The sequence below is a fragment of the Telluria sp. ZT3P25 genome, assembly GCF_059685895.1.
Map to the genome: position 1 here is coordinate 313,901 of NZ_JCASIJ010000002.1, position 24,213 is coordinate 338,113.

Consider the following 24,213-nt stretch of genomic DNA (forward strand, 5'->3'; position numbering starts at 1 on the left):
CCGACGCTGACCCCGACGCTGACCCCGACGCTGAATCTGGTCGGCGCAGGCCATGTCGGCCGCGTGCTGGGGCGCCTGTTCGCCGCCAGTGGCGCGTTCACGCTGCAGGATGTGCTGACCCGTTCGCCCGCCAGTGCGCAGGGCGCGGTGGCGTTCATCGGCGCCGGCCAAGCCTGCACCGATGTTGCGCAGCTGCGCCCGGCGCGAGTCTGGCTGCTGGCGGTGAGCGACGATCAGATCGAGCCGGTCGCCGCGCAACTGGCGCAGACCCACGACCTGACTGGCGCCGTGGTATTCCACTGCAGCGGCGCCAAAGCGTCGGCTGCGCTGCAGGCGGCGCGTGCTGGCGGCGCACTGGTGGCCAGCGTGCACCCGATCCGCAGCTTCGCCGATCCGCAGCAGGTGGCACGTGATTTCGCTAGCACCTTCTGCGGCGTCGAGGGCGACGCGGCAGCGCTGGCGCTGCTGGACCCCGCATTCGAGGCCATCGGCGCGCGCCTCGTGCCGATCGACGGCGCGGCCAAAACGGTTTATCACGCCGCAGCCGTGTTCGCGTCGAACTACCTGACCACGGTACTGGACGCGGCGCTGCGCGCGTACCAGGCCGCCGGCATCCCCGAAGCCGTGGCCCGCGAACTGGCGCAACCGCTGGCCACCGAGACGCTGGCCAATGTGTTTCGCCTCGGGCCTGCCGCAGCGCTCAGCGGCCCCGTCGCACGTGGCGACCTGGCCACCGTGGCGCGGCAAGAGCAGGCCTTGCTGGATTGGGACGACGCAACGGGCCGCCTGTACGGCGCACTGGTTCCGCTGACGACCGACCTGGCGCGGCGCAAGCACGGCACTACCTGATCGCCACAACGATTCACGACGCTCATCGCAAAGGAACACCATGATCTTCACCGCCTGGACCACGCTGGCCATTCTTGCAGTTTATTTCTGGACCTGGGGCAATGCTGCACGCGCCCGCATCCAGTTCAAGGTGCCGGCGCCGTCGATGGACGGTCCAGAAGGTTTCCTGCGTGCGCATCGTGTCCAGATGAATACGCTGGAATTGCTGCCGCTGGTGCTTGTCCCCCTGTGGCTGTGCGCCCTGTTCCTGGGCGACATTTGGGCTGCTGCTGGCGGCTTGCTGTGGTGCGTAGGCCGGATTCTGTATGCGCTGGGTTACTACCGCGACCCGGCCAAGCGTGAAATCGGCTTCATCGTGAGCATGCTGGCCAGCGCCGCGTTGATTGGCGCCACAGTTTTTGGCCTGGTCATGCGATAAATCGGACAAAGCGAAAACTTCGGTCGACAAAGTTCCCATATGGAAATATGCTGGCAGGCTGATTAACTGAAAAGCGATCCGCGAACTATCTCGCGGGTCACTAGCACGCCAGGAGCACTGTGATGCTGTTTTTGAAAAGTACGACCGCCACCAAGGCGCCTGGAATTTACGAAGTCGATGTCGCGGCCAAGCCTCCCGGCAAGACCTTCGGTGTGTTCCTGGCCACCGACCCGGACAATCCGCCGCACACCGTGCTCGCCGGTCTGGCCGAACTGGGTTTCCAGAGCGTCCACCAGCAGAACTATGTCCACCGTGACAAGGGCAAAGTGCTGGAACTGCACTTCCAGAAAGATGGTACCGACCTGTTCAAGGGCTGGAAAACGGAAGAGTGCACGACCAATCTGGCAGCGCTCGATGCTCTGTTTGGCAACGTTGGCATCAAGATCGAACCACGCGTCATGAGCCTGGCAGAAGCCTACGCATAAGCCATGCGAGAATGGGCGCCGTGGTGGACTTCACCATGTTTGGCGTGATGATTCTCGATGGATTTATTTGCACAGCAAGCGGGCCTGCTCCCGCTGCCGCTTGACGATGGCGAACTGGGCTGGATGGCCCAGTTGCCGCTGCCTTGGTCGAATGCCGACGTCTTCGCGCGCCTGCTGGCTGAGACCGATTGGCGCGAAGAGACCGTGGTCATCTATGGCAAGCGGCATCTTCAACCGCGGCTCAGTGCCTGGTATGGCGAGAAAGCCTATGCCTATTCCGGCCTGCACCTGCAGCCCACACCGTTCACGCCACTACTTGTCACCCTGCGCGATGCGGTCGAGGCCGCAACGGGCCATGCGTTCAACAGCGTCTTGCTGAACTACTACCGCAACGAGCGCGACAGCATGGGCATGCACAGCGATGACGAGCTTGCGCTGGGCCCACGACCTGCAATTGCGTCTCTCAGTTTTGGCGAAGCGCGCACCTTCATCCTGAAACACAAACACACCAGACAGACCGTGCGGGTGCCATTAACGGATGGCAGTCTGCTACTGATGGCAGGCGATACCCAAGAAAATTGGTTGCATGGGATCAATAAGATGACAAAATCGTTACAAGCTAGAGTCAATCTAACTTTCAGGAACATCGTCTAAGTTCTCAGTAATATCGCTTATAGCATGGCAAATATTACTTACTGATGGGTCATTTAGTTACACTTGCTTACAGTTCTTACGGAATCGCGACGGACTTGATCTTTCGACAGTGTTATCTTGAACCCTATCGCGATTCATTGTGAATCACGAACTAGATGAACAAGAAGAGGAATTTAGAGATGAAAAAGCTGATCGTCGCCCTGCTCGCCACCACCGCCGCTGTGTCGGCTGTCCAGGCCCAAGAATTCACCCCGCGCGCCTATGTTGGCGCCGGTGCAGTCGCTACCGACTATGAGTCGCGCGTTCCAGGCGCAACTACCGCCGACATCGATACCATCAAGGCCTCGGCCAAGCTGTTCGGTGGCTACGAGTTCACCCCGAACTGGGCTGTTGAAGTCGGTCACACCGATTTCCGTAGCGCCGACATCTATTACACCCTGGGCCCAGTCGCTTCGAGCGGCGTGGTCGACGGCCGTTCGACCTACGTTGCAGCAAAGTTCAGCTCGCCGCTGACCGAAAAGCTGGTTGGTTACGCCAAGCTGGGCGTGTCGCATGACGTGAACGAACTGTCGGCAATCAACTCGTCGCTGAGCCGTCGCGACAGCGACAACAACGCCTACGGCGCCCTGGGTGTTCAGTACAACATCAACCAGGACGTGGCTGTGATCGCTGAATACGAGCGTTTCGGCGGCACCCGTGACTTCGGCGTGCGTCCAAACGCACTGACCATCGGCGCGAAATACTCGTTCTAAGCAGAACGTAGTGTGAAAAAAGGCCCTTCGGGGCCTTTTTTCATGGGCGTAGGCTTCGAGCTTTTTTTCGCCAATAAAAAGCCCGCCGAATGGCGGGCTTTTTGCGTTCGGATCGTACTGCAGGCGATCAGGTCGTGAGTGGCTTGTAGCGAATCCGCTTCGGCTTGGCGCCTTCTTCACCCAGACGCTTCTTCTTGTCGGCTTCGTATTCCTGATAGTTACCGTCAAAGAAGGTCACTTGGGAATCGCCCTCGAAGGCCAGGATGTGGGTCGCGATGCGATCCAGGAACCAGCGATCGTGGGAAATGACCATCACGCTGCCGGCGAACTCGAGCAACGCGTCTTCCAGCGCGCGCAGGGTTTCGACGTCCAGATCGTTTGACGGTTCATCGAGCAGCAACACGTTGCCGCCTTGCAGCAGCGTCTTGGCCAGGTGCAGGCGGCCACGCTCACCACCGGACAGGTTGCCGACGATCTTTTGCTGATCCGAGCCCTTGAAGTTGAAGCGGCCCAGGTACGCACGCGAAGGCATCTCGAAGCGGCCGACGCTGAGCATGTCGGCGCCGCCCGAGACATCCTCGAACACGCTCTTGGCATTGGCCAGTTCGTCGCGGTGCTGGTCGACGATGGACACGCGCGCGGTCTGGCCGATCTTGACCTCGCCGCTGTCCGGCTGCTCTTTGCCGGTGATCATTTTGAACAGCGTCGACTTACCGGCGCCGTTCGGGCCGATGATGCCGACGATCGCGCCTGGCGGCACGGTGAACGACAGGTTGTCGATCAGGAGGCGGTCGCCGAAGGCTTTCGAGACGTTCTTGAATTCGATGACTTCATTGCCCAGGCGCTCGGCCACGGGAATGAAGATCTCCTGCGTCTCGTTGCGCTGCTGGTATTCGTACTCGGACAGTTCGTTGAAGCGCGCGAGGCGGGCTTTCGACTTGGCCTGACGTGCCTTTGGATTCTGACGCGACCATTCGAGTTCTTTCGCCAGGGCTTTCTGACGGGCCGATTCGGTCGATTCTTCCTGCTTCAGGCGTGCCTGCTTCTGGTCCAGCCACGACGAGTAATTGCCCTTCCATGGAATGCCGCTGCCGCGGTCCAGTTCCAGGATCCATTCGGCAGCATTGTCGAGGAAGTAGCGATCGTGGGTGATGCCGACCACGGTGCCCGGGAAGCGCAGCAGGAATTGCTCGAGCCACTCGACCGATTCGGCATCCAGGTGGTTGGTCGGTTCGTCGAGCAGCAGCATGTCGGGCTTCGAGAGCAGCAGCTTGCACAGCGCCACACGGCGCTTTTCACCACCCGACAGCACGGCGATCTTGGCATCCCACGGCGGCAGGCGCAGCGCGTCGGCGGCCATTTCCAGTTGCAGGTTCAGGTTGCCGCCATCGGACGACGAGATGATCGCTTCCAGGCGTTCCTGCTCCTTGGCCAGCGCGTCGAAATCGGCGTCCTCTTCGGCGTAGGCCGCGTAGACGGCTTCGAGCTTGGCTTGCGCTTCGAACGCTTCGCCCAGGCCCGATTCCACCTCCTGGCGCACGGTTTTTTCAGGGTCGAGCTGCGGTTCCTGCGGCAGGTAGCCGATGTTCAGGCCCGGCATCGGGCGGGCTTCGCCCTGGATGTCGGTGTCGATGCCGGCCATGATTTTCAGCAGGGTCGATTTGCCCGAGCCGTTCAGGCCCAGCACGCCGATCTTGGCACCCGGGAAGAAGGACAGGGAAATGTCCTTCAGAATCTGGCGTTTCGGTGGGACGATTTTGCCCACGCGGTTCATGGTATAGACGTAATTGGCCATGCTTGTACTCTGGTGTTGTTCGAGGTGCACAGGATACGACAGAACCCGCAGCCGACACAGGATTTCTTGGCGTATCTGCCCCGCATGCGCCCCAGATACGCCCCTTCAAGCCTTGGCGGCAGCGGGCTGCCGGCGCAGCAATCCTTCCCCGGCGAACAGCGCCAGGGCGCTCCAGATCAGCACAAAGCCGACAAGGCGATCGGCCGAGAACGCTTCCTTGAACAACCACACGCCGAGCAAAAATTGCAGCGTCGGCGACAGATATTGCAACAGGCCCAGGATCGACAGCGGGATCTTGCGCGCGCCCGTGGCAAACAACAGCAGCGGAATCGCGGTGAGCGGGCCGGCCATGATCAACAGCCAGCGCGTGGTGTCCGACGCCGTATTGATGAACACGTTCTGGCCGTGGACCGTCAGCCAGATCACGTAGCCGGCCGCCAGTGGAAACAGCACGATGGTCTCGAACGACAGTCCCTCGAGCGGACCAAGCGCGGCCGTCTTGCGCAGCAAGCCATAGCCACCGAACGACAGCGCCAGGAACAGCGCGATCCACGGCACCGTGCCGGCCTGCCAGGTCAGCCAGCCCACACCCAGTGCCGCCACGCCAATGGCAGCCCATTGCAGCGGGCGCATGCGTTCCTTCAGGATCAGATAACCCAGCACGATATTGACCAGGGGATTGATGAAGTAGCCCAGGCTCGCCTCGATCACGTGGTGGTTCATCACCGACCAGATATACACGAGCCAATTGGCGCTGAGCAGCAAGGCCGACAGCACGAAACTGAAGAACACGCGCGGCTGGCGCACGACCTGCAACCACTTCCAGTCGCGCCGCAGCAATAGCAAGACCAGCAGGAAGGCCAGCGACCACAGCATGCGGTGCGCCAGGATCTGCAGTGGCGGCACCTCGCCCAGGGCGTGAAAATAAATGGGGAACAGGCCCCAGCAGAAGAAGGCCAGGGCCGCGTAAATAATACCGGAACGCATGGGGAGGGGAGGCGAGGTTGCAGGGCGGACATTATCACTGAATAAGTAGCACGCTGCTGGCGCGCCGCCGGTTTTACACAGGTGTATGATGCACAACCGAATCTTCTTGCAATTCCAACCACTTCATTTTATGGTGCGCCGCACCACTACAACAGCGATGGTGACTCTTGACCTCAGATAACAAGAAAAGCAGCTTGGCCGCCCTTACCCTGGCGGCGGTCGGGATTGTCTACGGCGACATTGGCACGAGCCCCCTGTACACACTGCGCGCGGTGTTCGATGAGGACCATGGCCTGCCGCTCAATACACCGAATATCCTCGGCATCATTTCGCTGATCTTCTGGGCCCTGACGCTGATTGTCTCGCTCAAGTATGTGATCCTGGTGCTGCGCGCGCACAACCGCGGCGAGGGCGGCATCATGGCCCTGATGGCGCTGGCCACCAGTTCGATACCGCGTACGTCCAAATGGAGTTTCCCGCTGCTGGCCATTGGCGTCATCGGTGCGACGATGTTCTATGGCGACAGCGTGATCACGCCGGCGATTTCGGTACTGGGCGCTATCGAGGGGATCGAGGTCGCTGCGCCCGGCATGTCGCAATACGTCGTGCCGCTGGCAGTGGTGGTGGTGGTGGCGCTGTACAGCGTGCAGCGTCATGGTACGGCCGGCATCGGCCGCTTCTTCGGGCCCGTGATGGCCGTCTGGTTCCTGGTGCTGGCCGCAATGGGCATCGTCAATATCATCGAAGCACCGGTGATCCTGAACGCGCTCAACCCATGGCATGCGCTGCACTTCATGCTGGAAAATAAAATGCTCGCTTTCATTGCGCTCGGCGCAGTGGTGCTGGCCATTACCGGCGCCGAGGCACTGTACGCCGACATGGGCCACTTCGGCGCCAAGCCGATCCGCTGGGCCTGGTTTTTGATCGCGTATCCGGCGCTGACGCTGAATTATCTGGGCCAGGGCGGCCTGTTGATCGTCCAGCCGGCTGCGGTGGAAAATCCATTCTATTACCAGCTCGGCGCGTGGAGCGTGATCCCGCTGGTGATCCTGTCGACGATGGCCGCCGTGATCGCTTCGCAGGCAACGATCTCGGGCACCTATTCGATGACCAAGCAAGCCATTGCACTGGGCCTGCTGCCGCGCATGCGCATCATGCACACGTCGGAAAGCGAGATCGGCCAGATCTATATCCCGGCCGTCAACTGGCTGCAACTGGTGGTGGTGCTGATGGCCGTGATCGGCTTCGGCTCATCCGACGAGCTGGCCGGCGCCTACGGCATTGCGGTGACCGCAACGATGATGGCCACGACGATCCTGACGTTCTTCGTCACGCGCTACCGCTGGCACTTGCCGCTGTGGATGTGCTTGATAGCGACCGGCTTCTTCCTGACGATCGACATCATGCTGTTTGCCGCCACCACAACGAAACTGTTCCACGGCGGCTGGTTCCCGCTGCTGATGGGCGGCGTGCTGCTCACCCTGATGCTGACCTGGAAACGCGGCCGCGAGCTGGTGTTTACGAACCTGCAAAAGCATGCGATTCCGCTGGAAGCATTCATGGAGTCGCTGTTCGTGGCACCGCCGACGCGCGTGCCCGGCACCGCCATCTTCCTGCGCGGCGAGAGCGATGGCGTGCCGCATGCAATGCTGCACAACCTGTCGCACAACAAGGTGCTGCATGAGCGCGTCGTATTCCTCACCGTGCACATGCGCGAAGAACCATGGGTGCCGAGGGAAGAACAGATCGACATCGTCGACCTGGGCCACAACTGCTACCAGCTCAACATTCATTACGGCTTCAAGGACGAGGCAGATATTCCGGACGTCCTGCAGCGCAGCGCCGCACTGGGCCTGGAGTTTGAAATGATGGAAACGTCGTTCTTCATCGCGCGTCAGACCGTGATCTCGGCCCCGGGCGGCGGCATGGCGCCATGGCGCGAGCACCTGTACGTGGCAATGTCGCGCAATTCCCGCAGCGCGGCCGACTATTACCAGATCCGGACCAACCGCGTGATCGAGCTGGGTACGCAGATCGAGATTTGATGTTCAGGAATTTGCTTAACTACAATTCTTAGACAAAGTCCGGACAGTTTCATGTGACTGATTCGATAAGGTACGAGCGTTGGTCATACCCAATGTCTCGTACCTGTTTCGTCTCCCTTTTTTCAGTCAAGGATGTCCCATGATGAAGTTCCCCCTGATCGCCGCCTTTGCCGCCATGCTCGCCCTGAGTGCCTGCGGCGGCGGCAGCGATGATGCGCCCGCCCAGCCGACCGTGAGCAGCCCTGCTGCCCTGACCAGGACCGACAACGTCGTCGGCACCGGTGCCGAAGCCGTCGCCGGCAAGCGCGCCACCGTTGCCTATACGCTGTGGCTGTACAGCGCGACGGCGAGCGACTTCAAGGGCACGCGTCAGGAAGCCAGCGAATTCGCGTTCACCGTGGGCAGCGGCGATACGATCACCGGCTTCGACCAGGGCGTGACCGGCATGAAGGTGGGCGGCAAGCGCACGCTCCTGATCCCGTCGGCACTGGCCTACGGCGCTTCCGGCCGCGGACCGATCCCGGCGAATGCGGGTCTCGTGTTTGAAGTGACGCTGAACAAGGTCGAGTAAGCCACGCACGCTGAACGCGTGGACGGCATACCCGTCCACCCTACCTGGTTTGTTGGCTGGCCGTGCCTTGGTCGTCGTCCGTGTGGCATCCACGCCAGAGGCGGTGCGCACGGCTGATCGGGCGCACTGGTCAGCGTTTGCGCATCGGCGAAGCTCGGGACTTTGTTGTCGCGAGCCCGCCATGCCGCCTTTCCTGCCGATCCTCGGCGCGTTACCGTTCCTTGTGCTGCCCTCATCTGACACCACCATGCCCGCACCGGCCCTGGTGGCGCCTGCCTGCGTCGTTGCCATCACCAAGCCCATGGCGAACCATGAACCACCCGCCTGGCTGCTGCTGGCCGGCGCCGTCATCCTGCTTGGCGCCGGCCGTCTGGCAGCATCCTGACACGTATAAGGCGCTCAACGCAGCATGTCGATGTGCATGATGCCGTCTTCGTCATATGGCGCCGACACCGTCTCGAAGCCGAAGCTCGCATAGAAGCGTTCCAGGTATTGCTGGGCGCCGATGCGGATGCGGTGGCCCGGGTGCAGCGCTTCGGCATGGGCGATGCCCTGCTCGAGCAGCGCGCGGCCGGCGCCGCTGCCGCGTGCGGCCGGCGTGGTGATGACGCGGCCGATGGACATCTCGTCGTACTTCGTGCCCGGCGCCAGCACGCGCAGGTAGGCGGCCAGCTGGCGCTTGCTGTCCACGTCGCGCCAGCCGAGCAGGTGGTGCGCTTCGAGGTCGTAGCCGTCGATGTCCGGGTACAGGCAGGTCTGCTCCAGAATGAAGACGTTCTGGCGCGCGGCCAGCACGTCATACAGGTCGAACGGGGTCAGGTCGGCGAAGCGGGAGAAGTGCCAGTCGATGGTGCTGGGGGAGGTCATGGGCAGATACGGGTCAATGAAAAATGGGACGGGAGGGTGCTATTCAGCGGCAGTCTCGAAGCCTTCGAGCACGTTGACGGTATGGATGCCCAGCTCCGGGCTGATGGCGCCGCCTTCGAAAATGAACACGGTCGGTAAACCCAGGTGCGCGATGCGCTCGCCGATGCGCAGGAAGTCGCCGCCCTGCAGGTGGAAGCGCGGGTCGTTGCCATGGGCGAAGGTGTCGACGCCCAGCGAGACCACGAGCGCCTGCGGGCGCGTCATCGCGATCTTCAGGCACGCGGTTTCCAGCGCCGCAAACCAGGTGGCGCTGCTGCTGCCCGGTGCGAGCGGCAGGTTCATCGTGTGGCCGACCCCTGCGCCGCTGCCGGTTTCGTCGGCGTGGCCCAGGTAGAACGGGTAGTCGACGCGCGGGTCGGCGTGGATCGAGATGAACAGCACGTCGCTGCGGCCATAGAAGATGCTCTGGGTGCCGTTGCCGTGGTGGTAATCAAGGTCGAGGATGGCGACGCGGTCGCGCCCGTCGTCCAGCAGGTGCTGGGCCGCCAGCGCCGCGTTATTCAGAAAGCACGAACCGCCGAAGAAATCGCTGCCGGCGTGGTGGCCGGGCGGGCGCGTCAGCGCAAAGGTGCCGCGCTCGCCGCGCTGCAATGCGTGCGCGGCATTGACGGCGCAGTCGGCGCCCGTCTTGGCCGCGATCCAGGTGCCGGCGGTCAGCGGTGTGCCGCAATCCATCGAGTACAGGCCCAGGCGAGCGCGGAAATTTTCGGGTTCGATATCGCTGCGCAGCGTGCGCACCGGCCACACGGCAGGGAAGGCATCCTTGCCGGCGTTGGCCGGATCGAGCGCCAGCCACTCGCTCCAGGCCGTACGCAGGAAGTGCAGGTAGCGCGGGCTGTGCACGCGCTCGAGCGTCATCAACGGCACGCCGTGCGGCGTGACGATGGCGCCCAGGCCACGCCGCTCGCACTCTGCCAGCACCAGCGCCACCCGCTCGGGTTTTTCTGAACACGGCGCCAGCTCGCCGCGCCCGATTGCGGCGCGACCGTCATGCTGGGCATGGTGTTCGTTATAAAACGTGAGCAAGTGGTCCTCGTGCGTCGGTGCAGGTGAGGCAGGTGAGGCAGGTGAGGCGGGGGCTGCAGCCTCAGTTATTGCCGCACAGTGTACTGCTGTTGTACGCCGCAACGAAGGCGTCGAAGTTGCCGGTATCGGTTTGCTCGATGATCATCTGGTCGGCGATCGAGACCGCGGCCATCTCATCGAACAGCGCTTCTTCGGCCGGCATCAGCGGGCTGTCGCGGAACGCCGCCGCATGCAGCGTGCTTTGCTGCAGGCCGAAGGCTGCCGCCGAGCCCAGGGCGCGGATTTCGTCCAGCACGCGCGCCGATGGCGTCAGCGCCGGATCGTCGATCTTGGCTTTCTGGCGCCCCAGCGAGGCAGCGTGCACGTCACCCTCGTTGTGTCCGTCGTCGAGCAATGCTGCCACGGGCCGGATGCGCTCGATCAGCTCGAGCGCCCAGGTCGCCAGCGGCACTTCGAGGCCGTCGCGCGTGAGCGTCAGGCCGGGCCGGCGGCCTTCCTTGACCGTGCGCGCGAAATTACGGGCGTGCATGGCGCTGTCATGGTCGCTGATCAAAGGGCTTTCCTCGAGGGCGCAGAACAGCAGGAACGCGTCCAGGAAACGGCCCGTCTCGAGCGAGATGCCGACTGGCTCGTACGGATCGACGTCCATGCAGCGCACCTCGATGTACTGCACGCCGCGGTTGCACAGGGCCTGCACCGGACGCTCGCCGGTGCGGATCACGCGCTTGGGGCGAATCGTCGAGTAGTACTCGTTCTCGATCTGCAGCACATTGGTCGACAGCTGGATCCATTCGCCGTCTCTCTTGGTGCCCAGCTCCTGGTACGGCGGATACGGGCGATTCACCGCGTCCATCAGGCTGGTGACGTAGCTTTCCAGGCTGTTCTCGTGCGGGCGCAGGCCCGACTGCGCATCGTTCTGGTAACCCAGGTCGCTCATGCGCAGGCTGGTGGCGTACGGCAGGTACAGCGTGTCATCGGACAGCGTCTCGAGCGCGTGCGGGCGGCCGCGCAGGAAGCTCGTGGTCAAGGCCGGCGTGGCGCCGAACAGGTACATCAGCAGCCACGAATAGCGGCGGAAGTTGCGCACCATGGCGATATAGCTCTCGGACTGGAAATCGCGCAGCGCGTGACGGCGCTCTTCGACGATGCCTTCGTCCTGGGCAAACACCTGCCACAGCTTTTCCGGCAGCGAGTAGTTGTAGTGAATGCCGGCGATGCACTGCATCGCCTTGCCATAGCGCAGGGCCAGGCCGCGCCGGTACACGTGCTTGAGCTGGCCGATATTCGAGGTGCCGTAGTAGGCGATCTCGATGTCTTCTTCGGGTGGCAATTCGCCCGGCATCGACACGCCCCACAGCATTTCGTCGCCCAGCTTGGTGTACGCCTGGCGGTGGATCGCATCGAGGCGGTGCAGCGCCAGCGAGATATCGTGCTCGACCGGGGTGATGAATTCCATCAGTGCTTCGGCGTAGTCGGTGGTGATGCTGGGGTGCGTCAGTGCCGAACCGAGGGCAGGGGGATGCGGGGTGCGCGCGAGCTGGCCGGCGGCATCCACGCGCAGCGTTTCGCGCTCGATGCCGCGCAGGCCCTGGCCCAGCAAGGCGCGGTGTTCGTCGTCGCCCAGCAGGGCCAGACGGCGGTTGAATTGGTTCGACACGGTGTTTCCTTTCTTATACTGCCTGTTTCGGTTGGTGCAGAGATTAACCGAAAATCGAACTCCACGTTCGGCCGCTCATCATTCGCGCCAGGGCGGTGCCCGGTACGACGGCGCAGCGGGCGGCGGCGCAGGTCGGGCGGGCGGTACGAAATCCGGCGCCGGGCCCGGTTCGAGCCCGGGCGGGACTTCGCCATCGAACGTGAAGTCGAATTCGAACACCGGTTCAAGCACCGGGACAACCGATTCGAATTCGGCATTGAACGTGTCGTCCGGCGCCGTTTCCAGCGTTGGCGCCGCTACCGAACTATCCGGCGCCGCGATCCAGCGGTCGATCTGGCGTTCCAGTTCGCTCAGGGGCAGCGCGCCGTTACCCAGCACCGCATCATGGAAGCGCCGCGCATCGAACCTGGCGCCCAGCGCCGCGCGCGCCTTGTTGCGTAGCGCCAGGATGCGCAACTGGCCGATCTTGTAGCTCAGCGCCTGCCCCGGGCGGGCGATGTAGCGGTCAACCTCGGCCTCGTTGTCCGCCGGCGGATTGGCCGTATTCGCGGCCAGAAAATCAATGGCCTGCTGACGCGACCAGCCCAGCGTGTGGATGCCGGTATCGACCACCAGCCGCGCAGCGCGGAACATCTCTTCGTTCAGGTGCCCGAACAGCGAGAACGGGTCCTTGAACAAGCCGAGCTCCGGGCCCAGGCCTTCGGCGTAAGTCGCCCAGCCTTCGCCGAACGCGTCGTACCAGCCGTAACGGCGAAACGCTGGCAGCGCCAGTTCCTGCGCACGCGCCACCTGCAGATGGTGGCCGGGCACTGCTTCGTGCAGCGCGATCGTGTCGACCTGCCACATCGGCCGCGCGTCCAGCCGCACATTGTCCACCACCAGTGCGGCGCTGCGCTGGGCGCTGCCGGCTTCGTAATAGGCGGCCGGCTGGCCGCTGCTGGCTGGGCCCATCGGCTTGACGACGATGCCGGCCGCCGGCACGCTCGTGACCACGCGGCCAAGGCGTGCCTGGGCCAGTGACAGCGTGCGGCGGTAGCGGTCGAGCAGGGCATTCGGGTCGGTGAAGTACAGGCGCCGGTCACCGCGCGCGAAGACGATGAATTCCGCAAAACCGCCGCGAAAACCGGTGCGCGGAATCACGGCCTCGATCGCGGCGCGCAGGCGCCCGACTTCCTGCACACCCAGCGCATGCACCTGGGCCGGCGTGAGCGTCGTGCTGGTGCTGTTGCGTACCAGCTGGGCATACCAGTCGGCGCCGCCCACTTGCTGGCTCGCGCCGATCGTCGTGCGTGCGCCCGGCAGATAATCGTCGCGCAGGAACGTCTCGAGCGTGCGCAGGCTGGGCGCGACGGTATTGGCCAGCGCGGCTGCGCCGGCGGCGCGCAATGCATCGCGGCTTTCGGGTGCAATGGATGCGGGGATGCGCTTGAACGGCGCGCCCAGCGGGCCATCCTGCAGGCCTTCGCGCAGCGCGCGCAAGGCGTCCGGCACCGGCGCCAGCGCCGCCTTCGGCGTGGTCCAGCCGGCCTGGCGACCGGCGCGCAACTGCTCGATCAGGCCATCGACGTGGGCCGGCAGCGCCTGCAGGCGCGCCAGATAGGTCTGGTAGTCGGCGTCGGTCATGAACGGCATCTGCGCCACGAGGCGCGGCAGTAGCACGTGCAGGCCGTCGTAGGCGGTGAGCGGTTGCGGATCGAACGGCATCAAGGCGGCGCCGGCCAGCACGCGCTGCTTGTCGGCGATGAACATGTCGAGCGACAGCCCGTCCTGGCCCGTCAGTGCGCTGCGTCCGATCGCACGCGCCGCGGCCAGCATGGCGCGTTCGTGCTCGATCGCCTGTGCGCGTGCGGCCAGCGAGGTGTCGGTCAGGTAAGCGTTGTAGCGGTGCTCGCCCAGGGCCGTGGCGTGTTCGGGCGCGCGGCGCAGTTGCCACTGCCAGTCGCGCTCGAACAGCTGTGCCGCCTGCGTTGCCGGCGTCCCGGTGGCGCTGGCCGGCGGCATGGCGACGGGAACAGCGACGGGAGTAGCGACGGGAGGAACAGCGGGCGCGACCGCAGCGGCGCAGACCGGCGGCACCAGCAAAGCAAGTGAGGCAAACAGGATGCGCATGCGCTCTCCGTTGACGGGACTGGTCATTTTAACAAGTCCATTTACGGGCGGGCGCGCCTTACGCGCCGCGCCGGCCACCGCTGACGCGTTCGATGCCGGCCAGGTCGCGCCAGCTTTGCACGTCGCCGTAGCCGCGCGCCGTCAGCAGCGCGCGCACGGCGTCGGCCTGGTCATAGCCGTGCTCGAGCAGCAGCCAGCCACCGGCCTCCAGGTGCGCGCCGGCGCCATCGACGATCTGGCGCAGGTCGGACAGGCCGTCGGCATGGTCGGTCAGTGCATCCACCGGTTCGAAGCGCAGATCGCCTTCGCTCAGGTGTACGTCGCCGGCCACGATGTACGGGGGATTCGAGGCGATCAGGTCGAAACGCGCATCGCCCAATCCGGCAAACCAGTCACTGCGCACGAAGTGCACGCGCGCACCGTTGGCAGCGGCGTTCATGCGCGCAATGGCGAGCGCGTCGTCGCTGACGTCGAGAGCGGTCACAGCCAGGTCGGGTCGGGTGTGGGCGGCGGCGACCGCAATGGCGCCGCTGCCGGTGCCCATGTCGAGCAGGCGCTGCTGCGGCGCCAGGCGCTCGAGGGCGAGTTCAACCAGCAGTTCGGTGTCGGGCCGCGGAATCAGCACGGCCGGCGTGACCTTGAACGGCAGCCCGAAGAATTCGCGCTCGCCGACGATGTAAGCGATCGGTTCGCCAGCCAGGCGGCGGTCGACGAGGCCATTGAGCAGCGTGGCTTCGGCAGTGGTCAGCTCGCGTTCGGATTGCGTGATCAGCGCCACGCGCGGCAGGCGCAATGCATGGCACAGGAGGATGCGGTTTTCCAGCGCATCGAGCGGCAGTGCCAGACGCGCCTGGGCCAGGGTGAGGCCAGCCTGGATCATGCGTTGGTGCGGCGCAGCTGGCGCATCAGCACCCAGCCCAGCAGCACGGTGAGGATCACGAACCAGACGGCCGACCATTGCGGAATGGCCAGGCCCAGCACCTTGTCGGTCGCGCCTTCGCACAGACCATCGGCGCGGAACAGCCACGGCAGGTATTCGGCCGTCGGGATCTTGTTGAGCATGGTTTCCATCGGATCGATGCCGCACGAGAAACCGGGGTTGGCGATCACGTACAGGTGCTTGCCGACCGTGATCAGGCCACCGACGGCAGCCAGTAGCGCGACCATGATGCTACCGCGGATCTTGCCGCTGAAGGCACCGACGAGGGCGGCCAGACCGATGCCCAGGAAGAAATACCGCTGGATCACGCACAGCGGGCAAGGCCGCATTTCCAGGCTGTGCTGCAGATACAGCGCAAAGCCGACCAGTGCAAAACTGATGAAGGAGATGACGAACAGGGCCTGGCGGTTGGTAGGTTGCATGATGGTTGGTTTTCTCGGCGTGGGGCGGGAAGAAACGCGATCGTCGGCGTGAATCGGGAGCGCCCATTTTCGCACAAACGTTATCGGTGGCTTCCCGCTATTTTCAATCTGGCAACTTAAAGCGGCCTTAGTCCCCCAGCGCCGCCAGTTGCTCGGCCTGATGCTCCGACGCCAGCGCATTGGTCAGATCGCTCAGGTCGCCATCCATGATGAAATCGAGCTTGTACAGCGTCAGGTTGATGCGGTGGTCGGTCAGCCGGCCCTGCGGGAAGTTATACGTGCGAATGCGTTCGCTGCGGTCACCCGAACCGATCAGGCTCTTGCGCGTGGCCGCTTCCTTCGATTGCTGCTCGCGCAGCTGGGCGTCCTTGAGGCGCGCGGCCAGCACCTTCATCGCCTGCGCCTTGTTCTTGTGCTGGCTGCGGTCGTCCTGGCATTCCACCACCAGGCCGGTCGGCAGGTGGGTGATGCGCACGGCCGAATCGGTCTTGTTGATGTGCTGCCCGCCCGCGCCCGAGGCACGGTAGGTGTCGATGCGCAGGTCGGCCGGGTTGATGTCGATGTCCTCGACTTCGTCGGCCTCGGGCATCACCGCCACCGTGCAGGCCGACGTGTGGATGCGGCCCTGCGTCTCGGTGGCCGGCACGCGCTGCACGCGGTGGCCGCCCGACTCGAACTTTAGCTTCGAATAGGCGCCGTTGCCGACGATGCGCACGATCACCTCGCGGTAACCGCCCAGGTCCGAGGTCGACTCGGACACCATCTCGACCTGCCAGCGATTGCGTTCGGCAAAGCGCGTATACATGCGCAGCAGGTCGCCCGCGAACAGCGCCGATTCGTCACCACCCGTGCCGGCGCGGATCTCGAGGAAGATATTGCGCTCGTCGTTGGCGTCCTTCGGCAGCAGCATCTTTTGCAGTTCCTGCTCCAGCGCCGCCATGCGCACCTTGGCCGCTTCAATTTCTTCCTGCGCAAAGTCCTTCATTTCGGGGTCCTGCAGCAGTTCCTGCGCTTCGGCGGTATTGGCCAGCGCGCTTTCGTACTGGCGGTACACGGCCACCAGCGGCGAGAGCTCGGCGTGCTCGCGTGTCATCTTGCGGTAGCTGTCCATATTGGCGGTGACGCCTTCGGTCATCAACAATTCGTCAAGCTCGACCAGACGGTTGGCAAGCTGGTCCAGCTTGGAGAGCATGGAAGGTTTCATGGGCGGTATCAGGGATGTAGGGAATCGGGCAGGCCGCGGATTGCGACCGGGTTGCAGCAGAGAGGCGCCAGGCACGGCGCGGGCGGGCAGGCCGCCAGAGAACAGATGCGCTAACGGCGGCCGCGGAACAGCTGCGGCAGCAGGCTGGCCAGGCGCGCGCGTTCGTCGCCCTGGGCATGGTGCAGGGCCTGTTGCGGGCCATGCAGGAACTTGGCGGTCAGGCCACGGGACAGGGCTTCGAGCACGGCATCGGCATCGTCGCCGCGCGCCAGCATGCGCCGCGCACGTTCGAGTTCGGCCAGGCGCAGCACCTCGCTCGACTCGTGCAGGTCGCGGATCACCGGCACCACGGCGCGGTCGCCCACCCAGTGCATGAACGATTCGACGCGCGTTTCGATGATGGCTTCGGCCTGGCGCACGGCGGCCTGGCGGCTTTCCATGCCGGTCTGTACCACCTGGGCCAGGTCGTCGACCGTGTACAGGAACACGTCGTCCAGGCGCGCGACTTCGGGTTCGATATCGCGCGGCACGGCCAGGTCGACCATGAACATCGGGCGATGGCGGCGCGTCTTGACGGCCCGCTCGACCATGCCTAGGCCGATCAGCGGCAGCGTCGAGGCGGTGCACGAGATCACGATGTCGAACTGGTGCAGGCAGTCGGGCAGCTCGGCCAGGCCAACCGCGCGCCCGTTGTAGCGGCTGGCGAGCAGCGCGCCGCGCTCCATGCTGCGGTTGGCGATGGTGACCGATTTCGGGTTCTGCGCCGAGAAGTGCGCCGCGCACAGTTCGATCATTTCGCCGGCGCCGATGAACAGCACATGCTGGTCGGCGATGCGGTCGAAGATGCGGTGCGCCAGGCGCACGGCGGCGGCGGCCATCGACACGCTGTGCGCGCCGATCTCGGTACTCGAGCGTACCTCTTTGGCCACGGCGAAGGTGCGCTGGAACATCTGGTGCAGGTAGGTGCCCAGGCCGCCGGCTTCGTCGGCGGTGCGCACGGCGTCCTTCATCTGGCCCAGGATCTGCGGCTCGCCCAGCACCATCGAATCGAGTCCCGAGGCGACGCGAAACGCGTGGCGCACGGCGTCGTCCTGCGGCAGCAGGTACAGGTGGGGGCGCAGCTCGGCGTAGTTCAGCGCGTGGTAATGGGCCAGAAATTGCGCCGACGCGTCAAGCGGGTCGGGCAGGCTGGTGGCCGCATACAGTTCGCTGCGGTTGCAGGTCGACAGGATCGCCGCTTCTTCGTTGCCCGTAGAACCATTGCGCGCGAACCAGCCGCGCGCCGACTGCACCGCCGTGCCGATCTGATCGGGGGCGAGCGCCAGCTGCTCGCGCAGCGAGACCGGTGCGGTCGTGTGGTTCAGGCCAACGGCGAGGAGTTGCATTCTGGGGAGGATAGAGGGTGAATGACTGCGGTCATTATACCCTCATGCCGGAAGGGCTTCAGAAGCCGGCTCAGGCGCCCAGTTTTTCCAGGCGGTAACCATAGCTGTAAACGGGCACCAGCCGGAAGCCATTCTCGGGGCGCAGATGCAGTTTATTGCGCACCCGCGACACGTGCGTGTCCATCGTGCGCGACGGCACGTCGTTGTCGCGGACCCAGACCGACTCGTGGATGTAAGCGCGCGACAGCGGCCGACCGATGTTACGGAAGAACAGCAGCGCCAGCGAAAATTCCTTCTGTGTCACGTCGATGACGGAGCCGTCCTTGAGCAGGCGGCCCGGGCGGGTTTCGAAGGTGTACGGGCCGAACTGCAGCTGCTCGGCACTGTTTTGCGACGGGTAGGCGCGGCGCAGCAGGGCGGACACGCGCGAGACCAGTTCGCCGCGGCGCAGTGGCTTGACCAGATAGTCGTCGGCGCCGGCATTCACGCCAGCAATGATGTCATCTTCCGCGTTATTGCCGACTAAAAACATCGTCGGTGCATGCGAGGCCAGCTTTTCCTTGGCACGGCGCAGCACTTCGGCGCCATCCATATCGGGAACACTCCAATCCATCACCAGCATATCGGCGCTGTCCTTGCGCAGTTGCGCCAGCAGGTCGCGTGCGCTGTCGAACGATTGACAGTTGTGACCGGAAGCACTGAGAACTTGGCAAATCAGGTCAGCCTGCGGGCGGTCTTGCTCCAGAACAGCGATCTTCATGATAGGACGAATGTAAGAGTTTGCACTGTAGGAAGACTCCTACAAAGTTAAAAACGAATATATCAGACTTTTACAAAATAGTGCTAAAGGTAAATATCGTTTTTTCGCTTATCGTTGCAACTGTTGTGTTAAAGGGACCACGGTTCGATGTTCGTCAGAGGGGTACACTGGATTTCAGATGAAATTTAACTAACGAAAAGGATGCGACTATGTTGTTTCGACGCAAAGATGTGACTGTTCCTGAAGACCGCGTGCCCGTCAGTGGCCCGGAAGTCGAGGCCACGCGCCTGCGTTGTCTCGCTCTGGTCAAGAAACGCGCCGCCATGTCGGCGGCGGTGGCAGCCGTGCCGATTCCAGGCCTGGATCTTTTGGCCGACATTACCGGTTTTGCGTCCCTGGTCGATGAAGTCAACGCCGAATTTGGCCTGACCCAGAAACAGATCGAGCGCCTGAACCCGCGCCTGCGCATCATCGCCTATAAAGCGGCAGCGTCGGTCGGCGGCATGCTGGTCGGCAAACTGGTGACGCGTGGCGTGGTGCTGCGTCTGTTCCAGCGCGTGGCAGGCCGGATGGCCGTCAAGTCGAGCGCGAAGATGGTGCCGATCGCCGGCCAGATCGCGTCGGCCGCGATTGGCTACACGCTGTTCAAGCGCATGGGCACGCAGCACGTGGAAGCGTGCGTGGCCGTGGCGCGCGAGCTCGAAAACGCCGGGATCGACCACAATGTGGCCGAGGATGACGATGCCGTGGGCGCGACCAGCGGTACGGCGAAGGCGCCGCTGCTGGTGATGTAACGCTGGCCGGGCGGGTACAACAACCGCCCAAAACAAAGCCCGCTCATAGCGGGCTTTGTCGGTCATGGGTGCGCACGTTTAATTATCCGGCAGCACCACGTTCACATCCAGCACTTCCAGGTTGCCCTGGCGGTCGAGCGACACCTTGATGTCGTCCGGATTGACCTTGACGTACTTCGAGATCACCGCGATCAGCTCCTGGTGCAGGGCCGGCAGAAAGTCCGGACCGGCACGGTTGGTGCGTTCGCGCGCGATGATGATCTGCAGGCGTTCCTTGGCAGCTGTCGCGCTCTTCTTTTTTTCGGGGAAGAGAAAGGATAGCAGTGCCATCTCACTTGGCTCCGAAGATGCGCTGGAACAGTCCCGGCTTTTCATAGCTGGTAAAGCGCAGCGGGCGCTCTTCGCCCAGGAAGCGTGCGACCACGTCTTCATAGGCTTCGGCCACGTCGGTTCCCTTGAAGTGGATCGCGGGATTGCCCTGGTTCGATGCATGCAGCACCGATTCGGATTCCGGAATGATGCCGATCAGCGGGATGCGCAGGATTTCCTGCACGTCCTGGTACGACAGCATTTCGTCGGCATCGACGCGCTTTGGCGAATAGCGGGTGATCAGGAGGTGTTCCTTGACCGGCTCCGAGCCACTCTGGGCGCGGCGCGACTTGGCTTGCAGGATGCCCAGGATGCGGTCCGAGTCGCGCACCGACGAGACTTCGGGGTTTGTCACGACAATGGCTTCGTCGGCGAAGGTCAGTGCCATCAGCGCGCCGTGCTCGATGCCGGCCGGCGAATCGCAGATGATGAATTCGAATTCCATTTTGACGAGGTCGTTGATCACGCGCTCGACGCCTTCTTCGGACAGGGCGTCCTTGTCGCGTGTCTGCGAGGCCGGCAGGATGAACAGGTTGTCGCAGTGCTTGTCCTTGATCAGCGCCTGGTTCAGGGTCGCTTCGCCGTTGACGACGTTGATCAGGTCATACACCACACGGCGCTCGCAACCCATGATCAGGTCGAGGTTGCGCAGGCCGACGTCAAAGTCGATGACAGCGGTCTTGTGGCCACGCATGGCCAGCCCGGAAGCGAAGCTGGCGCTCGAGGTCGTCTTGCCAACACCGCCCTTGCCGGACGTCACAACAATAATTCGTGCCACAAATAAATCCTTTACAGTATCTGTTCAATTCGGATGTCAGGCACGCGATGGCGCCGCGAGCGACTGGATATCGATCCGGTCGCCGACGAGCCGGATCTGCGTCGGCTGACGCGCCAGGTCGGTCGGGAAGCCTTCGTCGAACGTGCGGTAGACGCCGGCGATCGAGACCAGTTCGGGCTGCATCGACAGCGCGAAGATCCGCGCGTCGGCATTGCCCGAGGCGCCGGCCAGCGCGCGGCCATTGAGCGGCGCATACACATGGATGCTGCCGTCGGCGATCAGTTCGGCGCCATTGTTGACGACGGCGGTCACGATCAGGTCAGTGCCGCGCGCATAAATGCGCTGGCCGGCGCGCACCGGGGTGTCGATCACCATCGGCGCCAGGGCGGGCGCGCCCGGCTGGCTGGCGGCCTGGGCCGGTGCAGGTTCAGGGGCGGGCGCTGCTGGCGCCGGGGCCGGTTCCGGCGCAGGCGCGGCTGCCGCATGCACGACGAGCGGGGGCGGCGTGGCGTGGCCGCCGGCGTGCACGCCGCCCGAGCCATCGTCCAGCGCCAGGCCCTGGGCCCGGATTGCGTCGATCATCAACGGACTGGCGCCGCGTACGGCAACAGCGTTGAGGCGATATTTCTTGAGCAGCGCCACGATGGCGGCCCAGTCGATCGTCCAGGCGCTCGAGGTGAAGGCGCTTACGTCGATCACCGCAAACTCGTCCTCAAAAAAGTCCGACACGCCGCCCGTCATCGAGGCCAGTGCGGAATCGATCGCCTCGAGGTCTGCCGAGTGCAGGATCGTCGAAATGGCGACGACCGTGGAAATCTTGATCTCGATGGGAAGCGTGGTCTTGGGCATAAAACAGAGTGGTTGGCATTGCGCTTGTGCATTCTACTGTGAAAATTGTAGAAAAGGACAGAAGCGCACGCATCATTCCTAGTGGCAATTGAACGTGCACTGTGTTGGGAATTAAAGTTCTGTTCTACATCAAACCCCAGTGCTTGCGACCTTGTTTTCGATGAATAAACTGCTAAGATTGCCAGTGCTTAAAGATCAGCATGGGTTCCTCAACCCCCGATCCCGCTGCTGGTTTTTTTGGCAGTCCGGTTGGTCGGGGCTTCACCATTCCCATGCGCATGGGCACCGCATCCAACAAAGCTGTGCCCCGTCCCAGGGAAGTCCTGAATAATGCCGGCCCCAGGCCGGTTGAACGGAGAATGAAATGGAAGACGTCGTCATCGTGGCCGCTGGCCGCACTGCTGTTGGTAAATTCGGCGGCACGCTCGCCAAGATCCCCGCCGCCGAACTCGGCGCACAAGTCATCAAGCACCTGCTGGACAAGACCGGCATCGATCCTGCCGCTGTCAGCGAAGTCATCATGGGGCAAGTGCTCACCGCCGGCGTCGGCCAGAATCCGGCGCGCCAGGCCCTGATCAAGGCCGGCCTGCCAGAAATGGTGCCCGGCTACACCATCAACAAGGTCTGCGGCAGCGGCCTCAAGGCCACCCACCTGGCCACGCAGGCGATCCGCTGCGGCGACGCCGACATCGTCATCGCCGGCGGGCAAGAGAACATGAGCGCCTCGCCGCACGTGCTGTCCGGTTCGCGCGACGGCTTCCGCATGGGCGACGCCAAGCTGGTCGACACCATGATCAACGATGGTCTGTGGGATTCGTTCAATGGCTACCACATGGGCGTGACGGCGGAAAACGTCGCCCGCAAGTACGAGATTTCGCGCGCCGAGCAGGATGAATTTGCGCTGCAGTCGCAGCTCAAGGCCGAGGCAGCCCAGAAAGAAGGGCGCTTCAAGGACGAAATCATCCCGATCGAGATCGTCTCCAAAAAAGGCACCACCGTCTTCGATACCGACGAGTATCCAAAACAGGGCAGCACGATCGAGGCGCTGGCCAGCCTGCGGCCTGCCTTCAATAAAGAGGGTAGCGTTACCGCCGGCAATGCGTCGGGCCTGAACGACGGCGCCGCCGCCGTGATCATGATGAGCGCATCGAAAGCCCGTGAGCTGGGCCTGACCCCGCTGGCGCGCATCAAGGCCTACTCGTCGTCCGGGCTGGACCCGGCGATCATGGGCATGGGCCCGGTGTCGGCCTCGAAGCTGTGCCTGAAAAAAGCCGGCTGGACCCACGAAGACCTCGACCTCATGGAAATCAACGAAGCCTTCGCTGCCCAGGCCGTTGCCGTGAACAAGGAAATGGGCTGGGACACGTCCAAGATCAACGTCAACGGCGGCGCCATTGCGCTGGGCCACCCGATCGGCGCTTCCGGTGCGCGCGTGCTGGTCACGTTGCTGCACGAAATGATCCGCCGTGACGCCAAGAAGGGTCTCGCCAGTCTGTGCATTGGCGGCGGCATGGGCGTGGCGCTGGCAATCGAGCGCGACTGACGCTTCAGTTTCCAACGCGGTGACGTGCAGGGGCGGCCAGGACGGGCGCCGGCGCCGTCACCGGTTTCGACGTAGTAACCAACAATAAAACTGGAGAAGACAATGGCTAGAGTAGCGTTAGTAACCGGCGGCATGGGCGGCCTGGGCGAAGCGGTGTGCATCAAGTTGGCGGCCCTGGGATACCAGGTCGTCACCACTTTTTCGCCAGGTAATACGAAGGTCGAAGGCTGGCTCGGTGCCATGCGCGAGCAGGGTCTGGATTTCAAGGCCTATGCCTGCGACGTTTCCGACTACGATGCGGCCCAGGAATGCGTACGCCAGGTGATCGCCGACGTCGGCCCGGTCGATGTGCTGGTCAATAACGCCGGCATCACGCGCGACATGACGTTCAAGAAAATGGACAAGGTCAACTGGGATGCCGTGATCAAGACCAACCTCGACTCCGTCTTCAATATGACCAAGCCGGTCTGCGACGGCATGGTCGAACGGGGCTGGGGCCGGATCATCAATATCTCGTCGGTCAACGGCCAGAAGGGCGCGTTCGGCCAGACCAACTACTCGGCGGCCAAGGCCGGCATGCACGGCTTTACCAAGGCGCTGGCGCTGGAAGTCGCGCGCAAGGGCGTCACCGTCAACACCATTTCACCAGGCTATATCGGCACCAAGATGGTGATGGACATCCCGAGCGAAGTGCTGGAAACCAAGATCATCCCGCAAATCCCGATGGGCCGCCTCGGTAAGCCCGAAGAAGTCGCCGGTCTGGTTGCGTACCTGTCGTCGGATGAAGCGGCGTTCGTCACGGGCGCGAATATCGCGATCAATGGCGGGCAGCACATGTCTTGATGGCGCTGAATAGCATCCTGAAGCCGTGGCGACACGGCTTTTTTCTTTTGG

25 protein-coding genes are annotated in these 24,213 nt (G+C 63.5%); 11 read left to right on the forward strand and 14 right to left on the reverse strand.

What is annotated here, in order from left to right; all coding sequences use genetic code 11:
- Positions 1 to 18 precede the first annotated feature (18 nt).
- The 5 genes from AC56LY_RS19965 to AC56LY_RS19985 all read left to right on the forward strand — a co-directional run bounded on the left by AC56LY_RS19965 (position 19) and on the right by AC56LY_RS19985 (position 3,158).
- Complete coding sequence (locus tag AC56LY_RS19965; protein ID WP_499583458.1) at positions 19 to 849, forward strand: Rossmann-like and DUF2520 domain-containing protein; 831 nt, start codon at positions 19 to 21, stop codon at positions 847 to 849.
- 40 nt (positions 850 to 889) lie between these two features.
- On the forward strand, positions 890 to 1,267 hold the full coding sequence (locus tag AC56LY_RS19970; protein WP_499582529.1) for an MAPEG family protein: 378 nt from the start codon (positions 890 to 892) through the stop codon (positions 1,265 to 1,267).
- A 122-nt stretch (positions 1,268 to 1,389) separates the two neighbouring features.
- The gene (locus AC56LY_RS19975) at positions 1,390 to 1,752 is read left to right on the forward strand and encodes a hypothetical protein (RefSeq protein WP_499582531.1); all 363 of its coding nucleotides are present in this window, start codon (positions 1,390 to 1,392) and stop codon (positions 1,750 to 1,752) included.
- Between the two features lie 57 nt (positions 1,753 to 1,809).
- Positions 1,810 to 2,406: an alpha-ketoglutarate-dependent dioxygenase AlkB family protein gene (locus AC56LY_RS19980; protein WP_499582533.1), complete on the forward strand. Its 597-nt coding sequence runs from the start codon at positions 1,810 to 1,812 to the stop codon at positions 2,404 to 2,406.
- Between the two features lie 179 nt (positions 2,407 to 2,585).
- A complete protein-coding gene (locus tag AC56LY_RS19985) occupies positions 2,586 to 3,158 on the forward strand; it encodes an outer membrane beta-barrel protein (protein ID WP_482896768.1) in 573 nt (190 codons plus the stop codon).
- 127 nt (positions 3,159 to 3,285) lie between these two features.
- On the opposite strand, the gene ettA is transcribed toward AC56LY_RS19985, so the two are convergent.
- Together ettA and rarD are read right to left on the reverse strand one after the other, a co-directional pair.
- Positions 3,286 to 4,953, reverse strand: a complete 1,668-nt coding sequence (gene ettA / locus AC56LY_RS19990; protein WP_183554795.1) for an energy-dependent translational throttle protein EttA — start codon at positions 4,951 to 4,953, stop codon at positions 3,286 to 3,288.
- Positions 4,954 to 5,058: 105 nt separating this feature from the next.
- Entirely contained in the window at positions 5,059 to 5,940 is an 882-nt protein-coding gene (gene rarD / locus AC56LY_RS19995; RefSeq protein WP_499582535.1) for an EamA family transporter RarD, read from the reverse strand.
- Between the two features lie 167 nt (positions 5,941 to 6,107).
- On the opposite strand from rarD, the gene AC56LY_RS20000 reads away from it, so the two are divergent.
- The 3 genes from AC56LY_RS20000 to AC56LY_RS20010 all read left to right on the forward strand — a co-directional run bounded on the left by AC56LY_RS20000 (position 6,108) and on the right by AC56LY_RS20010 (position 8,941).
- Positions 6,108 to 7,985, forward strand: a complete 1,878-nt coding sequence (locus tag AC56LY_RS20000; RefSeq protein WP_499582536.1) for a potassium transporter Kup — start codon at positions 6,108 to 6,110, stop codon at positions 7,983 to 7,985.
- A 139-nt stretch (positions 7,986 to 8,124) separates the two neighbouring features.
- Entirely contained in the window at positions 8,125 to 8,556 is a 432-nt protein-coding gene (locus AC56LY_RS20005; protein WP_499582538.1) for an FKBP-type peptidyl-prolyl cis-trans isomerase, read from the forward strand.
- A 181-nt stretch (positions 8,557 to 8,737) separates the two neighbouring features.
- Positions 8,738 to 8,941: a hypothetical protein gene (locus AC56LY_RS20010; RefSeq protein WP_499582540.1), complete on the forward strand. Its 204-nt coding sequence runs from the start codon at positions 8,738 to 8,740 to the stop codon at positions 8,939 to 8,941.
- A gap of 14 nt (positions 8,942 to 8,955) precedes the next feature.
- On the opposite strand, the gene AC56LY_RS20015 is transcribed toward AC56LY_RS20010, so the two are convergent.
- From AC56LY_RS20015 to AC56LY_RS20055, 9 genes are all read right to left on the reverse strand, one after another.
- Positions 8,956 to 9,423 (reverse strand): GNAT family N-acetyltransferase, encoded by a 468-nt coding sequence (locus AC56LY_RS20015; protein ID WP_499582542.1) that lies wholly within the window; start codon positions 9,421 to 9,423, stop codon positions 8,956 to 8,958.
- Between the two features lie 39 nt (positions 9,424 to 9,462).
- Positions 9,463 to 10,509, reverse strand: coding sequence for a histone deacetylase family protein (locus AC56LY_RS20020; RefSeq protein WP_499582544.1), 1,047 nt, complete (start codon positions 10,507 to 10,509; stop codon positions 9,463 to 9,465).
- A 61-nt stretch (positions 10,510 to 10,570) separates the two neighbouring features.
- Complete coding sequence (gene gshA, locus AC56LY_RS20025) at positions 10,571 to 12,166, reverse strand: glutamate--cysteine ligase (RefSeq protein ID WP_499582546.1); 1,596 nt, start codon at positions 12,164 to 12,166, stop codon at positions 10,571 to 10,573.
- Positions 12,167 to 12,244: 78 nt separating this feature from the next.
- Positions 12,245 to 14,302, reverse strand: coding sequence for a DUF885 domain-containing protein (locus AC56LY_RS20030; protein WP_499582548.1), 2,058 nt, complete (start codon positions 14,300 to 14,302; stop codon positions 12,245 to 12,247).
- Between the two features lie 31 nt (positions 14,303 to 14,333).
- Positions 14,334 to 15,155, reverse strand: a complete 822-nt coding sequence (gene prmC, locus AC56LY_RS20035) for a peptide chain release factor N(5)-glutamine methyltransferase (protein WP_499582550.1) — start codon at positions 15,153 to 15,155, stop codon at positions 14,334 to 14,336.
- A complete protein-coding gene (locus AC56LY_RS20040; RefSeq protein WP_499582552.1) occupies positions 15,152 to 15,637 on the reverse strand; it encodes a disulfide bond formation protein B in 486 nt (161 codons plus the stop codon). Before AC56LY_RS20040 ends, prmC begins: the two co-directional genes overlap by 4 nt.
- A gap of 127 nt (positions 15,638 to 15,764) precedes the next feature.
- Positions 15,765 to 16,841: a peptide chain release factor 1 gene (gene prfA / locus AC56LY_RS20045; RefSeq protein ID WP_499582554.1), complete on the reverse strand. Its 1,077-nt coding sequence runs from the start codon at positions 16,839 to 16,841 to the stop codon at positions 15,765 to 15,767.
- Positions 16,842 to 16,951: 110 nt separating this feature from the next.
- Complete coding sequence (hemA, locus tag AC56LY_RS20050; protein ID WP_499582556.1) at positions 16,952 to 18,226, reverse strand: glutamyl-tRNA reductase; 1,275 nt, start codon at positions 18,224 to 18,226, stop codon at positions 16,952 to 16,954.
- Between the two features lie 70 nt (positions 18,227 to 18,296).
- Positions 18,297 to 18,986 (reverse strand): response regulator transcription factor, encoded by a 690-nt coding sequence (locus AC56LY_RS20055; protein ID WP_499582558.1) that lies wholly within the window; start codon positions 18,984 to 18,986, stop codon positions 18,297 to 18,299.
- Positions 18,987 to 19,195: 209 nt separating this feature from the next.
- Here AC56LY_RS20055 and AC56LY_RS20060 point away from each other — a divergent pair, with 209 nt between their 5' ends.
- Positions 19,196 to 19,780 carry a hypothetical protein gene (locus AC56LY_RS20060; RefSeq protein WP_183554771.1) on the forward strand — a complete coding sequence of 195 codons (585 nt, stop codon included), beginning with the start codon at positions 19,196 to 19,198 and terminating at the stop codon, positions 19,778 to 19,780.
- Between the two features lie 78 nt (positions 19,781 to 19,858).
- Here AC56LY_RS20060 and minE read toward each other — a convergent pair whose 3' ends face one another.
- From minE to minC, 3 genes are read right to left on the reverse strand one after another with little or no spacing between them, the layout of a single operon-like run.
- A complete protein-coding gene (minE, locus tag AC56LY_RS20065) occupies positions 19,859 to 20,110 on the reverse strand; it encodes a cell division topological specificity factor MinE (RefSeq protein WP_183554769.1) in 252 nt (83 codons plus the stop codon).
- A 1-nt stretch (position 20,111) separates the two neighbouring features.
- Positions 20,112 to 20,927: a septum site-determining protein MinD gene (minD, locus tag AC56LY_RS20070; RefSeq protein ID WP_183554767.1), complete on the reverse strand. Its 816-nt coding sequence runs from the start codon at positions 20,925 to 20,927 to the stop codon at positions 20,112 to 20,114.
- Positions 20,928 to 20,963: 36 nt separating this feature from the next.
- Positions 20,964 to 21,776 (reverse strand): septum site-determining protein MinC, encoded by an 813-nt coding sequence (minC, locus tag AC56LY_RS20075; protein ID WP_499582561.1) that lies wholly within the window; start codon positions 21,774 to 21,776, stop codon positions 20,964 to 20,966.
- Positions 21,777 to 22,140: 364 nt separating this feature from the next.
- Between minC and AC56LY_RS20080 the strand changes: the two genes are divergently transcribed.
- Both AC56LY_RS20080 and phbB read left to right on the forward strand, forming a co-directional pair.
- The gene (locus AC56LY_RS20080; protein ID WP_499582563.1) at positions 22,141 to 23,319 is read left to right on the forward strand and encodes an acetyl-CoA C-acetyltransferase; all 1,179 of its coding nucleotides are present in this window, start codon (positions 22,141 to 22,143) and stop codon (positions 23,317 to 23,319) included.
- 102 nt (positions 23,320 to 23,421) lie between these two features.
- Positions 23,422 to 24,162: an acetoacetyl-CoA reductase gene (gene phbB, locus AC56LY_RS20085; RefSeq protein WP_343025740.1), complete on the forward strand. Its 741-nt coding sequence runs from the start codon at positions 23,422 to 23,424 to the stop codon at positions 24,160 to 24,162.
- Positions 24,163 to 24,213 lie beyond the last annotated feature (51 nt).

What these genes read in the sequence shown, in the direction of transcription:
- AC56LY_RS19970 (WP_499582529.1), top strand. Translation starts at nt 890, where the DNA reads ATGATCTTCACCGCCTGGACCACGCTGGCCATTCTTGCAGTTTATTTC.
- AC56LY_RS20055 (WP_499582558.1), bottom strand. Translation starts at nt 18,986, where the DNA reads ATGAAGATCGCTGTTCTGGAGCAAGACCGCCCGCAGGCTGACCTGATT.
- AC56LY_RS20005 (WP_499582538.1), top strand. Translation starts at nt 8,125, where the DNA reads ATGATGAAGTTCCCCCTGATCGCCGCCTTTGCCGCCATGCTCGCCCTG.
- prmC (WP_499582550.1), bottom strand. Translation starts at nt 15,155, where the DNA reads ATGATCCAGGCTGGCCTCACCCTGGCCCAGGCGCGTCTGGCACTGCCG.
- AC56LY_RS20010 (WP_499582540.1), top strand. Translation starts at nt 8,738, where the DNA reads ATGCCGCCTTTCCTGCCGATCCTCGGCGCGTTACCGTTCCTTGTGCTG.
- AC56LY_RS19980 (WP_499582533.1), top strand. Translation starts at nt 1,810, where the DNA reads ATGGATTTATTTGCACAGCAAGCGGGCCTGCTCCCGCTGCCGCTTGAC.
- AC56LY_RS20015 (WP_499582542.1), bottom strand. Translation starts at nt 9,423, where the DNA reads ATGACCTCCCCCAGCACCATCGACTGGCACTTCTCCCGCTTCGCCGAC.
- prfA (WP_499582554.1), bottom strand. Translation starts at nt 16,841, where the DNA reads ATGAAACCTTCCATGCTCTCCAAGCTGGACCAGCTTGCCAACCGTCTG.
- minE (WP_183554769.1), bottom strand. Translation starts at nt 20,110, where the DNA reads ATGGCACTGCTATCCTTTCTCTTCCCCGAAAAAAAGAAGAGCGCGACA.
- AC56LY_RS19975 (WP_499582531.1), top strand. Translation starts at nt 1,390, where the DNA reads ATGCTGTTTTTGAAAAGTACGACCGCCACCAAGGCGCCTGGAATTTAC.
- phbB (WP_343025740.1), top strand. Translation starts at nt 23,422, where the DNA reads ATGGCTAGAGTAGCGTTAGTAACCGGCGGCATGGGCGGCCTGGGCGAA.
- AC56LY_RS20040 (WP_499582552.1), bottom strand. Translation starts at nt 15,637, where the DNA reads ATGCAACCTACCAACCGCCAGGCCCTGTTCGTCATCTCCTTCATCAGT.
- AC56LY_RS19985 (WP_482896768.1), top strand. Translation starts at nt 2,586, where the DNA reads ATGAAAAAGCTGATCGTCGCCCTGCTCGCCACCACCGCCGCTGTGTCG.
- AC56LY_RS20030 (WP_499582548.1), bottom strand. Translation starts at nt 14,302, where the DNA reads ATGACCAGTCCCGTCAACGGAGAGCGCATGCGCATCCTGTTTGCCTCA.
- minC (WP_499582561.1), bottom strand. Translation starts at nt 21,776, where the DNA reads ATGCCCAAGACCACGCTTCCCATCGAGATCAAGATTTCCACGGTCGTC.
- AC56LY_RS20060 (WP_183554771.1), top strand. Translation starts at nt 19,196, where the DNA reads ATGTTGTTTCGACGCAAAGATGTGACTGTTCCTGAAGACCGCGTGCCC.
- AC56LY_RS20080 (WP_499582563.1), top strand. Translation starts at nt 22,141, where the DNA reads ATGGAAGACGTCGTCATCGTGGCCGCTGGCCGCACTGCTGTTGGTAAA.
- rarD (WP_499582535.1), bottom strand. Translation starts at nt 5,940, where the DNA reads ATGCGTTCCGGTATTATTTACGCGGCCCTGGCCTTCTTCTGCTGGGGC.
- ettA (WP_183554795.1), bottom strand. Translation starts at nt 4,953, where the DNA reads ATGGCCAATTACGTCTATACCATGAACCGCGTGGGCAAAATCGTCCCA.
- hemA (WP_499582556.1), bottom strand. Translation starts at nt 18,226, where the DNA reads ATGCAACTCCTCGCCGTTGGCCTGAACCACACGACCGCACCGGTCTCG.